Genomic DNA, 11,800 nt, shown 5'->3' with positions numbered 1-11,800 from the left:
TGCGCCGCTCTGGAGGCCCGGCTCGGGTCAGACGCGGGCCGCGCGCCGGTCGGTGCGCAGCCAGACCAGGGCCGCGATCGCGGCAGCCACGCAGGCCGCGGCGATGCCGACGAGCAGGGCGGGTGCGGCGTGCGTGCCGGTCGTCCCCGAGTAGACCGCGGTGGTCAGCGCGACGGCGACCACCGCGAGCGCGACGTACCGGCCACGGGAGGCGGCGAGCAGTGCACTGCCGGCGGACCCCGCGACGGGCAGCAGGGTCGCGACGACGGCACCGAGGCCGCCGACGCACAGCGTGATGGCGAACTCCGACCCGAGCGACACCCAGAAGCCACCGCCCGCGAGCAGGCTGTGCAGCACCCAGCCGGCCGCGGCGAGTCCGAGCAGCGCCAGCACCCGCCAGGTCGCACCCCGGGCGCTCGCGGCGATCCCGGTGCCCAGGCGGAGCGGGCCGGTCCCCAGATCGGGGCGGACGGACGGCACGAGGACGACCCCGACGATGAGTGCGGGGGACAGGTCCGCCGCGCGGGTGACGCCGCACGCCACGAGGGCTGCGAGCACGAGCCACGGCGACACCCGGAACTCGACGGTTCGATGGTCGCTGCCGGCTGCCCACCGCGTGGCGAACACGACGGCGGCGGTCAGGACCCCGGTCCCGGCGAGGACGGCGATCGCCAGGCGGGCGTAGCGGGCCTCGAGCTCGACGCCGACCCCGAGCAGGGTGCACAGCGCCGCGACCGACACCGCGATGGCGATCGACGCCCAGGTCGGCAGGACGTCGTCGCCGCGGGCGCGGTCCGACCGCGAGCGGTTGCGGCCGAGCAGCGCGGCGAACGGCGAGCGGAGGCGGCCCCGGGTGACCGCGGCCACGAGGGCGAGCGGCGCGGCGATCAGCAGGAGGAACCCGGCGGCGACGGCGGTGGCGACCAGGACGGTCTTCCACGAGAACGCGGCCTGGATGGTCGGGACGGTGCGGTCGTAGGTGGTCGCCGCGGTCCAGTCGCCGGCGGGGCCGGACCAGTCGGGGTGGCCTCCGGCGCTGCCGACGCCGGCCGGGGTGCTGCCGGTGCCGCCGCTGGGGCCGTTGCCGGTGCCTGCTGCGCCGCCGTTCTCAGCGCCATTGCCGCCGTTGCCGCCGTCGCCCCCGTGACCGGCGGCGTTCGTGCCGTTGCCGTCGCCGGTTCCGCCGTGGCCGGTCGCGCCGGGGGTGCCCGTCGTCGCGCCGGACCCCGGCGTCGACGTACCCGGCGTCCCCGGGGTGTCCGTGGGGCCCGGGGTCGGTGTGGCGGTCGGAGCCGTGGTGGTGGACCACACCGTGACCCGCACGGCGGCCGACGACCGGGAGTAGTTGCCGGCGACGTCGTGCTGCGTCGCGGTGAGCTGGTGCCCGCCGGCGCGCAGCGTCGACCCCGCGGTGGAGCACGACCACGAGGCGTCCGACGCGACCACCACGCCGCACACCGGAGCACGGTCGACGTACACGGTCACGCGGGCGCCCGGCTCACCGGTCCCGGCCACCGTCGTCGAGCGGGTGCCGATCCGTTGGCCGTCGTCCGGTGTCGTGATGCGCGGGGCAGCGGGCGCCGTGCGGTCGACCGTGATCGTCACGGGAGCGGAGGCCGCGCTCCGCAGGTCCGACCGGTAGCCGCGCGCCGTGCTGGCGGTCTGCGACGCGGTGACGGTGAACCGGCCGTCGGCGAGCGACCCGAGGGCGGCCACCCACCGGCCGTCCGCACCGACCCGGGCGGTCTGCTGGGCCGAGGACCCGGACACCGACAGCAGCACCGTCGATCCGGGGTACCCCGTACCGGAGACCGTGCCGCCGGTGGGGCCGGCTGCCGCCAGGGTCGGCGGGACGATGACGTCCGAGGCCGGTGCACTCGCGACGGGCAGTGCGGCGACGAGGTCGCGCACCGTGAAGACCTGCTGCGGGCCGGAGCGCACGGTGCCCAGGCATGCCCAGGAACCGTTCGGGGCCACCCGGGTCGTGCACCCGGACGAACCCGTCGCGGCCGGGCCGGTCACGCGGACGGTGTGCCCGGGGGTGCCGGTGCCGTGGAAACGCGTCGTCCCCGTCGTGACGTCACCCGGGTCGGCGATGGTGGGCCGAACGGCCGGACGCGTGGGGGTGGGCGTCGGGGCGCCCGGCCGGCCGGGGCTCGGCGGAGCGATCTCGCTCGGCTCGGGGGTGGCGGTGGGGGTGGCGGCTGCCCGGCCGGCGGGGGCGTCCGCAGCGGCAGCGTCGACCGACGTGCCGTCCGCGGCGACCGCGATGGCCGGGGCGGCGGCGGCCCCGAGGAGGGCGGCGACGAGGACCGTCGTCGCAGCTGCGAGCAGGGCGAAGCGGGGACGACGACGAGGGCTGTCGCCCCCGACAGCCCTCTCTTCCACGTTCTCCCCGGTCGTGTTCACCGGACCCATCCCACGGGATCGGCGGCCTCCGGTCAATACACCTCGCGGATGAGGTTCGGGATCGGGCCGCAGTCCGGGAACCCGGTGTGCGTGACTCGGGAATCGGCCGTGAACACTGCTCACGGAACGGAGCATGCTCAGCGCGTCGATAGACTTCACGATGGCCGTTCAGGCCAACGCAGCACCGCGGATCCCGACGCGCAAAGGAGTACGCCCGCATGGACACCGGACTCGTCACGACGCTCATCGTCGTCGGAGTGGTGGTGGTCGTCCTGGTGATCATCGGGATCTACCTCTGGGTGACGTACAACTCCCTCGTCACGCTCAAGGTCCGGGTCGACGAGGCCTGGAGCGACATCTCGGTGCAGCTGAAGCGCCGCGCCGACCTCATCCCCACCATCGTCGACACGGTCAAGGGGTACGCCACGCACGAGAAGGCGGTCTTCGACGACGTGACGAAGGCCCGCGCCGAGACCCTGTCCGCCGGTGACGCCGACACGGCCTCCACCGCCGAGGGGCACATGCAGAAGGCGCTCAAGAGCGTGTTCGCGGTGGCCGAGGGGTACCCGCAGCTGCAGTCGAGTCAGAACTTCCTGCAGCTGCAGTCCGAGCTCGTCGACACCGAGGACAAGATCCAGGCCGCCCGCCGCTTCTACAACGGCGGAGTGCGCGAGCTGAACACGAAGATCCGGGTGTTCCCGAACTCCACGTTCGCGAAGAACCGCGGTTTCTCCGAGGCCCCGTTCTTCGAGACGAACGAGCCGGCGGCCATCGCCGAGCCGCCGCGCGTCCAGTTCTGACCCCAGCGTCGGATCCGACGTGTACAGCGCCATCGCGCGGAACAAGCGCAACACCGTCCTCATCGTCGTGGTGTTCCTGCTGGTCATCGGCGCGCTCGGGTTCCTCGGCGGGTACCTCGCCGGCAACGTCTCGATCGGCTTCATCGTCCTCGTGGTGGCCCTCGGGTACGCGGTGCTGCAGTACTTCCTGGCGGCACGACAGGCCACCGCGATCGCCGGCGGAGTCGAGATCGACCGTGCCTCCGAACCACGGCTGTGGCGCACCGTCGAGAACCTCGCCATCGCGACCGGCATGCCGATGCCCCGGGTGTTCGTCATCCCCGATCCCTCGCCGAACGCCTTCGCGACCGGGCGTGACCCGGAGCACGCGGTGGTGGCGGCGACGACGGGGCTGCTCGAACTCATGGACGACCAGGAGCTGCAGGGCGTGATGGCCCACGAGCTCGGACACGTCCGGAACTACGACATCCGGGTGTCCACGATGGTCTTCGGACTCGTCGTGGCCGTCGGCCTCATCGCCGACGTCCTGCTCCGCATCTCGATCTTCAGCGGCCTGTCCGGCGGGCGGAACCGCAACTCGGACAACGGCGGCAGCGCCAACCCGGTGCTGCTCATCGCCGGGATCGTCGCCGTCGTCGTGGCCCCGATCGCCGCAGCCGGCGTGCAGGCGGCGGTGTCCCGGCAGCGCGAGTACCTGGCCGACGCCACGGGGGCGATGACGACCCGGCACCCGGAGGGCCTGGCCCGGGCCCTCGAGAAGCTCGGCGCGTACGGCCGACCGATGCAGACGCAGAACTCCTCGATGGCGCACCTGTGGATCGCCGATCCGATGCGCCCCGGGGTGATGGACCGACTGTTCTCGACGCACCCGCCGCTGCCCGACCGCATCGCGCGGCTGCGAGCGAACGCCGACCGGTTCTGACGGGTCAGCCGATGCCGTCGGCGACCGTGTCCTCGGCCGTCTCGATCGGTTCGGGGGTGTCCGCGTCGTCAGCGGACTCGTGCGGCACCAGGGGCACTCCGAGCGCCCCGGCGACGGCCGCAGCAGCGGTTCCTCGGTCGGTCACCTCGATCGCGCCGAGGCCCTGCCAGCTCGCGGTCCGTCGCAGTGTGTCGGCGAGCCGCTCCGGGTCCAGGTGCTCGCCCGGCTCCTGCCACGCGGTCCGGACGCGGAGCACCCCGCGTTGCCGGTCGCTCTTCAGGTCGATCCGCCCGACGAGCCGGTCGTCCTGCAGCACCGGCAGCACGTAGTAGCCGAAGACCCGCTTCGGCGCCGGCGTGTAGATCTCGATCCGGTAGTGGAAGCCGTACATGCGCTCGGCCCGCCGCCGGAACCAGACGATCGGGTCGAAGGGGCTCAGCACCGCGTCCGCCGTCAGCTGCCGGGGGACCCGAGCCCCCGCGTGCAGCCAGGCCCGCTCGCCCCAGCCCTCGACCCGCACCGGCAGGAGCTCGCCGGCGTCGGTGAGGTCGGCGATCGCGGTGGCCGTGTCGTCGGAGCGCAGCCGGTAGTAGTCCGCGATGTCCGCTCGGGTGCCGATGCCGAGCGCCCGTGTGGCCTGGCGCACGAGTTCGAGCACGGCGTCGGCACGCGGCGGGGCGGTCTCGAGGAAGCCCGCGGGCAGCACCTGCTCCGGCAGGGCGTACACCCGCTCGAACCCGGCTCGTCCGGCACTCACCGCCTCGCCCCAGCGGAACATCTGCTCGAGCCCGAGCTTCACGTCGCTCCATCCCCACCAGGGGCCGCGTCGCACGTTCGACTCGTGCTCCACCGCGCTCGCCCGCATCGGCCCCTCGGCCCGGAGCAGGGCGTGCAGTTCGCGCCGGACGGCAGCGGTCCGGGTGACGCCGTCGACCCGGGTCGGGCCGGCGTCACGCTCCCGCAGGGCGTCCATCCGCCACCGGAACAGTCGCAGGTCGTCGCGGGGGATGAACGCCGCCTCGTGCGCCCAGTACTCGGTGTACGGGCCGGATCGGCCGAGCGTCAGCCGGTCGAGCGTCGACCGGTCGTACGCACCGAGCCGGGCGAAGAGCGGCAGGTAGTGACTGCGCTCGAACACGTTGACGGAGTCGATCTGCAGCAGCCCGAGCCGGCCGAACGCGGCGTTCAGCGCGCGCGTCGAGACCGACTCGGCGGGTGGCCGTCCGAACCCCTGCGCGGCGAGTGCGACCCGGCGGGCCTCGGCGGCGGAGAGCGTCGACCTGGGCATGCCGCGACGCTACCGAACCCCGCCGACATGAGCGTCCACGAACGTATGCCGTATCTGGCACCTGACGGGAAGCACATCGATACACTCGGGCCATGGCATGGGGAAGCAAGCAGACACACCCCGACCCCGTGGTCGAGGAATCCGTCCCGGTCGGCGTGCGCATCGCCGGCGCGTGGTCGTGGCGGGCGCTCGTCGTCGTGGGCGTGATCGCCGTCTTCATCTGGCTCGTCACCGTCTTCAGCGAGATCCTCATCCCGTTCCTGGTCGGCATCGTGGTCTCGGCGCTCCTCGTCCCCATCTCGAACTGGCTGCAGCGGCACCACGTGCCCAAGTGGCTCGCCGTCGTGATGAGCCTGCTCGGCGGCATCGCGGCGCTCGGTGGACTGATCTGGCTCGTCGTCGACCAGATCATCGCGTCGTACCCGTCCCTGCGTGACCGGACGGTGGACCAGTACGCGAACATCAAGGACTTCGTCCTGAGCTCCGGGTTCGGCATCAGCCAGTCCGACGTGAACGGCTGGCTCGACGACGGCACGAAGTGGCTGCAGGACAACTCCGCGTCGATCCTGTCCGGGGTCGCCAGCGCGGGTTCGGGTGCCACGCACGCGTTCGAGGCGCTCTTCATCATCCTGTTCACCACGATCTTCCTGCTGATCGACGGCAAGAACGTCTGGCGCTGGTCCGTGCGGCTGTTCCCGAAGAAGGCGCGCGCAGCGGTGGACGGTGCCGGTGTCGCCGGCTGGATCACCCTGACGAGCTTCATCCGCGTGCAGATCTTCGTCGCCTTCGTCGACGCGGTCGGCATCGGCCTGGGCTCCTTCATCGTCGGGCTCTTCTTCGGCGGCATGCCGCTGGTGATCCCGATCGCCGCGTTCGTGTTCCTCGGTGCGTTCATCCCGGTCGTCGGTGCCATCGTCACGGGCTTCCTGGCGGTGTTCGTCGCGCTGATCTTCAACGGCCCCCTCGCGGCGGTCCTGGTGCTCGGCGTCGTCCTGCTGGTCCAGCAGATCGAGGGCCACATCCTGCAGCCGCTCGTCATGGGCAACGCGGTCAAGGTCCACCCGCTGGCGGTCGTCCTCGGAGTCACCGCGGCCTCCGGGCTCGCCGGCATCGCCGGAGCCTTCTTCGCCGTGCCGCTGATCGCGACGCTGAACGCCATGGTCACCACCATCGCGAGCGGACGCTGGCGGCGGCTCGACTCCGACCACGTCCTCGAAGCGACGCCGAAGCGCGGGCAGCACGGGCAGATCCAGTTGCTCCGACGCCGTCGGCACAAGGTCGGGGACGACGTCCCGGCGCCGGGCGTCGACTCCGGTCCGTCGGCCGAAGAAGACACCGCCAGCACCAACTGAGCGTCACACGAGTTCGCCGCGGGGCCCCGGAACGACGATGATGGGGGAGTGACCGACACCAGCGCCTCCCCGCACACGCTCGCCGCGATCCCGACCCTCGCGGACATCGAGGCGGCGCGCGAGACCATCAAGGGCGTCGCACGCGTCACCCCGATGGAGACGTCGCAGTTCCTCGCGGAGCTGCTCGGGTCCCCGGTGCACCTGAAGTGCGAGAACCTGCAGCGCACCGGTGCCTACAAGGTGCGCGGTGCCTACAACCGGCTCTCGACCCTGTCTGCCGAGCAGCGCGCCAAGGGCGTCGTCGCCGCGAGTGCCGGCAACCACGCGCAGGGTGTCGCCCTCGCCGCCCGCGAGCTCGGCATCCCCGCGACGATCTTCACGCCGGTCGGGGTCGCTCTGCCCAAGCTGCAGGCCACGCGCCACTACGGCGCCGACGTCGTGCTGCGCGGCCACTCCGTCGAAGAGGCGCTGAGCGCCGCGAAGGACTTCGCCGCCCGCACCGGCGCCGTGTTCATCCCGCCGTTCGACCACCCGGCCGTGATCGCCGGGCAGGGCACGCTCGGCCTCGAGATCATCGACCAGGTGCCCGATGTCGACACCGTCGTCGTGCCGATCGGTGGCGGCGGCGTCATCTCCGGCATCGCACTCGCGGTGAAAGGCATGGCCGAGCGGCTCGGGCGGCCGATCCGGGTCATCGGCGTGCAGGCCGAGAACGCCGCTGCCTACCCGTCGTCGATCACCGCCGGCGAACCCGTCACCATCACCACGAAGCCGACCATCTCCGACGGCATCGCGGTGGCGCGCCCCGGCGACCTGAACTTCCCGATCATCCGCGACCTGGTCGACGACATCGTCACCGTCTCGGACGACGACACCGCCCGCGCCCTGCTCGTCCTGCTTGAGCGCGCCAAGCTCGTGGTCGAGGCAGCGGGGGCCGTCGGCGTCGCCGCGATCATGTCCGGTGCCGTCCGCGACACCGGCCGCACCGTGGTGCTGCTGAGCGGCGGCAACATCGACCCGCTCATGATGGAGCGCGTGATCACCCGCGGGCTCGTCGCCGCCTCGCGCTACATCGGCATCCGCATCATGCTGCCGGACCGCCCGGGTCAGCTCGCCCGCGTCGCCCAGGTCATCTCCGACGCCGGCGCGAACGTGGTCGAGGTGCTGCACACCCGCCACGGGCAGGGCCTGGTCATCAACGAGGTCGCGCTGGACCTGTCGATCGAGGCGCGCGGCCCCGAGCACGCGCAGGAGGTCATCCAGCGCCTGCACGAGGTCGGGTTCCGCCCGGAACTCCTGGAGCACTAGTCCGCGACGGCTCTGAGGCGACGATGTCGCTGTCGTCCGACAGCGTTCCTGTCGCTGGTGCGCGCGTGCAATTGTTGCGGCCGCGTGCAAGCGACTTCGTCGTTGTCGTACGACGTCGACGGTGTCGTCCTGCGTCCGCCGCGCGGCGGCGCGGCGGCGCGACCGGCAGACAGACAGGAGGCCCGTGGCGGTGTCGCCACGGGCCTCCTGTCCGCAGTGGGCCGGGCCGGGCCTACGGCTGACGCGACGATGTCGCTGTCGTCCGTAGGCGTTCCTGTCGCTGGTGCGCGCGTGCAGTTGTTGCGGCCGCGTGGAAGCGACTCCGTCGTTGTCGTACGACGTCGACCATGTCGTTCTGCGTCCGCCGCGCGGCGGCGCGAGCAGTGGACAGACAGGAGGCCCGTGGCGGTGTCGCCACGGGCCTCCCGTCTGCAGTGGGCCGGGTCTACGGCTCGTAGCGCTCGATCTTGACGACCTCGACGGCGATCTCCTTGCCGTTCGGCGCCGTGTACGTGGCCTTGTCGCCGGCCTTGAGGCCGACGATGGCTGCGCCGACGGGGCTGACGGGGCTGTAGACCGTCAGGTCCGAGCCCTCGGCGACGATCTCGCGGCTGCCGACCAGGAAGGTGGACTCGTCGCCGGCGATGACCGCCGTGACGACGGTGCCCGGCTCGACGGTGCCGTCGAACTCCGCTTCGCTGACGGTGGCGTGCTTCAGGAGCTCGGTGAGGACGCGGATGCGGGCCTCGATCTTGCCCTGCTCGTCCTTCGCGGCGTGGTAGCCGCCGTTCTCCTTGAGGTCGCCTTCTTCGCGAGCGGCCTCGATGCGGCGCGCGATCTCGGCACGGCCCTCGCCGCTCAGCTCGTCGAGCTCCGCCTTGAGACGGTCGTGCGCCTCCTGGGTCAGCCAGGTGACCTGCGTGTCGTTGCTCATGTTCTGTCCCTTCGACCATGAAAAAACGAGACCGGCCGAGTGGTCGGTCTCGAGAGGCGAATCAGGACAGTCTAGGGAATCCAGCAGTCGTGGATCAAGCCGGTCACGCCCCGCGTCGTCGTGGTGACCTGTGTGGAGATGCTCCGGCTGCGCTGTTCGGACGCCGGGACGGTGATCTCCTTCCAGCCCACGATCGAGTAGCTCTTGTCGAGGACCTGCACGGCGCACTTCGCCTCGACGCCCGGGTCGACGGACACCTGCGAGTGGACGACGGTGCTGTGCTCGGACAGCACCTCGTACCCGATGACGTCCTGGTCGAGGCCGCGGTCGGACTGGTCGAGCCCGGCCCAGATCACCCACGCACCGAAGACCACGACGACCGCGATGGCCGCGACGATGGCGAAGAGGCGGCTGCGGCGCTTGCGGGCCGGGGTACGGCCGTAGCGCTCGTCGAGGGTGGCGGTCTGGTGCTGTTCGGACAGTTCGGGGCTCCCGGGGTGGATATCCTGATCCCAGGGTAGTTCACGCGATGCTGTGCGCTGCCCGCGTCCGACGCCGCTCACCCGCAGTGAGGAACCCCACGTGCCCTACCGTCTGCTGGCCGTCCACGCCCACCCCGACGACGAGTCGAGCAAGGGTGCCGCGACCGCCGCGAAGTACGTGGCCGACGGGCACCAGGTGCTCGTCGTGTCCTGCACCGGTGGCGAGGCCGGCGACATCCTGAACGACCAGCTCGGCGAGCCGGCCACGAGCCGTGCCCACCGTGACATGGCCGGGTACCGCCGCACCGAGATGGCCGCGGCGCAGCAGGCGCTCGGCATCGACCACGTGTGGCTCGGCTACCACGACTCGGGGCTGCCCGACGCCGAGAAGGGCGAGACGGTCCGGCCGGGCACGTTCTCCACGGTGCCGCTCGAGTACAGCACCGAGGCCCTCGTCCGCGTGATCCGCCGGTTCCGCCCGCACGTGCTCGTCACCTACGACGAGAACGGTGGCTACCCGCACCCCGACCACATCCGCACGCACGAGGTGTCGATGGCCGCGTGGTCCGCCGCCGCCGACCCGTCGGCGTACCCGTCCGCCGGTGCCCCGTGGTCGATCGCGAAGCTCTACTACGAGCGCACGATGAACCCGCGCCGCTTCAGCACGATCTTCGAAGCCCTGCAGGAGCGCGACCCGGACAGCCCCGCGATCGAGCAGCTGCGCGAGTGGGTCGAGCGGTTCGCCGACCGGCCCGACCTCGCCACCACCCACGTCGACGTGCACGAGTACTTCGACCAGCGTGACGCCGCACTCCGCGCGCACGCCAGCCAGGTCGCACCGGACAGTGCCTTCTTCTACTGGCCGAACGACCTCCTCGCGACGGTGTGGCCGACCGAGGACTACCAGCTCGTGGAGGCACGCGTGCCGACCGAGCTCCCGGAGACCGACCTGTTCGCCGGGATCCCAGCCGACAAGGAACCGACCTCGTGAGCACCATCGCGGCGGCACTCGCCGCCACCCCCAGCCCCAGCCCCTCGGTCGTCCCCGACGTCGACGTCACCCCGGGTGTCGTCGGGTTCATCGCGATCGCACTCGTCGCGATCGTGACGATCCTGCTCGTGGTGGACATGACCCGACGCATCCGTCGGACCCGATACCGTGCCGAGGTGCGTGAGCGGCTCGAGGCCGAGGCGAACGGCACCGCGGGCGACGGCACCGCGACGGACGAGCCGGAGCGGCGGGCGGCCGAGGACGGCCGGGCCGACGTCGGCGACGACACCGAGCGCGGCTGACGCGAGCGGGTAGGGACGGGAGGCCCGTGGCGGCATCGCCACGGGCCTCCCGTCCGCCTTGTGCGTGCGTCTACCGGAACCGGGCGTACCTGGTCGAACCGGGCGTACCTGGTCGAACCGGGCGTACCTGGTCGGAACTTCCGGGTGAGTACGCCCGGAACCACCAGGCATCGCACCCGTTCTGGGAAGGAACGTGCGACGGTCAGCGCACCGGGTCCAGCGCCACGATGAGCACGCCGACCCACTGCGCACCGAACGCCACCACGGTCAGGGCGTGGAACACCTCGTGGAACCCGAACTGCGTCGGCACCGGGTTCGGCCGCTTGAAGCCGTAGACCAGGGCGCCGATGATGTACGCGACGCCGCCGGACAGGATGAGCACGGTCATCGGGACGCTCGCCGCGAAGAACTGCGGCAGCAGCCCGAGGGCAGCGCACCCGAGCACCAGGTAGATCGGGACGTACAGCCAGCGGGGCGCGTTGATCCAGAGCACCCGGAACGCGATGCCGAGCGCCGCGCCGGACCACATCACCCAGAGCACGACGACCATGAGCGTGTGCGGCAGGGCGCAGATCGCGACGGGCGTGTAGGTGCCGGCGATGAGCAGCAGGATGTTGGTGTGGTCGATGCGCTTCAGCACGGCCTTCACCTTCGGCCCCCACGGGAACCGGTGGTAGGTCGCCGAGACGCCGAACATCGCCAACGACGTCGCCATGAACACCGCGCTGCCGACCTTCGCCGCGGTGCTGTCGGCGAGGGTGATCAGGACGATCCCCATCGCGATCGCGAACGGGAACGCGCCGAGGTGGATCCAGCCGCGCCAGGCCGGACGGGGTTCGGCGGCGGTCGCGGTCGCCGACGCCTCTTCCGTGAACGGGACGTGGGGGAGTGTTCCGGTCTCGTGCTCGTCCTGCATGGTCCCGACCATAGGGCCTGACCCCGAACGACAGCCACGTGTCCGCAGAGCGGGAGCCTCAGGGATCCGGCGTTGGTGGTGCACTACGCTCGGTGC

At 71.8% G+C, this 11,800-nt stretch carries 11 protein-coding genes; 6 read left to right on the top strand and 5 right to left on the bottom strand.

What is annotated here, in order from left to right:
• Positions 1–27: 27 nt before the first annotated feature.
• Positions 28–2,409, bottom strand: a complete 2,382-nt coding sequence (locus HP445_RS18030; RefSeq protein WP_128781145.1) for an Ig-like domain-containing protein — start codon at positions 2,407–2,409, stop codon at positions 28–30.
• A gap of 218 nt (positions 2,410–2,627) precedes the next feature.
• On the opposite strand from HP445_RS18030, the gene HP445_RS18025 reads away from it, so the two are divergent.
• Positions 2,628–3,209, top strand: a complete 582-nt coding sequence (locus HP445_RS18025) for a LemA family protein (RefSeq protein ID WP_027464499.1) — start codon at positions 2,628–2,630, stop codon at positions 3,207–3,209.
• Between the two features lie 19 nt (positions 3,210–3,228).
• Positions 3,229–4,131 (top strand): M48 family metallopeptidase, encoded by a 903-nt coding sequence (locus tag HP445_RS18020; protein WP_128781146.1) that lies wholly within the window; start codon positions 3,229–3,231, stop codon positions 4,129–4,131.
• A gap of 4 nt (positions 4,132–4,135) precedes the next feature.
• On the opposite strand, the gene HP445_RS18015 is transcribed toward HP445_RS18020, so the two are convergent.
• Complete coding sequence (locus HP445_RS18015) at positions 4,136–5,419, bottom strand: winged helix-turn-helix domain-containing protein (RefSeq protein ID WP_128781147.1); 1,284 nt, start codon at positions 5,417–5,419, stop codon at positions 4,136–4,138.
• A gap of 92 nt (positions 5,420–5,511) precedes the next feature.
• On the opposite strand from HP445_RS18015, the gene HP445_RS18010 reads away from it, so the two are divergent.
• Positions 5,512–6,771: an AI-2E family transporter gene (locus tag HP445_RS18010; protein ID WP_051596497.1), complete on the top strand. Its 1,260-nt coding sequence runs from the start codon at positions 5,512–5,514 to the stop codon at positions 6,769–6,771.
• Between the two features lie 48 nt (positions 6,772–6,819).
• The gene (gene ilvA, locus HP445_RS18005) at positions 6,820–8,079 is read left to right on the top strand and encodes a threonine ammonia-lyase (protein ID WP_128781148.1); all 1,260 of its coding nucleotides are present in this window, start codon (positions 6,820–6,822) and stop codon (positions 8,077–8,079) included.
• 445 nt (positions 8,080–8,524) lie between these two features.
• Here ilvA and greA read toward each other — a convergent pair whose 3' ends face one another.
• Positions 8,525–9,013 carry a transcription elongation factor GreA gene (gene greA / locus HP445_RS18000; RefSeq protein WP_017886739.1) on the bottom strand — a complete coding sequence of 163 codons (489 nt, stop codon included), beginning with the start codon at positions 9,011–9,013 and terminating at the stop codon, positions 8,525–8,527.
• Between the two features lie 71 nt (positions 9,014–9,084).
• Positions 9,085–9,576, bottom strand: a complete 492-nt coding sequence (locus HP445_RS17995; protein WP_017886738.1) for a DUF4307 domain-containing protein — start codon at positions 9,574–9,576, stop codon at positions 9,085–9,087.
• A gap of 19 nt (positions 9,577–9,595) precedes the next feature.
• Here HP445_RS17995 and mca point away from each other — a divergent pair, with 19 nt between their 5' ends.
• On the top strand, positions 9,596–10,486 hold the full coding sequence (gene mca / locus HP445_RS17990) for a mycothiol conjugate amidase Mca (protein WP_027464504.1): 891 nt from the start codon (positions 9,596–9,598) through the stop codon (positions 10,484–10,486).
• Positions 10,483–10,788 (top strand): hypothetical protein, encoded by a 306-nt coding sequence (locus HP445_RS17985; protein ID WP_017886736.1) that lies wholly within the window; start codon positions 10,483–10,485, stop codon positions 10,786–10,788. The genes mca and HP445_RS17985 overlap by 4 nt, the downstream gene beginning before the upstream one ends.
• A 202-nt stretch (positions 10,789–10,990) precedes the next feature.
• Here the strand turns inward: HP445_RS17985 and trhA are convergent, their stop codons facing one another.
• Positions 10,991–11,704: a PAQR family membrane homeostasis protein TrhA gene (gene trhA / locus HP445_RS17980; RefSeq protein ID WP_071406128.1), complete on the bottom strand. Its 714-nt coding sequence runs from the start codon at positions 11,702–11,704 to the stop codon at positions 10,991–10,993.
• Positions 11,705–11,800 lie beyond the last annotated feature (96 nt).

The sequence above is a fragment of the Curtobacterium flaccumfaciens genome, assembly GCF_013359815.1.
In the GTDB taxonomy this organism is placed as follows: Bacteria; Actinomycetota; Actinomycetes; order Actinomycetales; family Microbacteriaceae; genus Curtobacterium; species Curtobacterium flaccumfaciens.
Note: the sequence above shows the minus strand (reverse complement) of the source record. Positions and strands in the feature narration are given on the sequence as shown.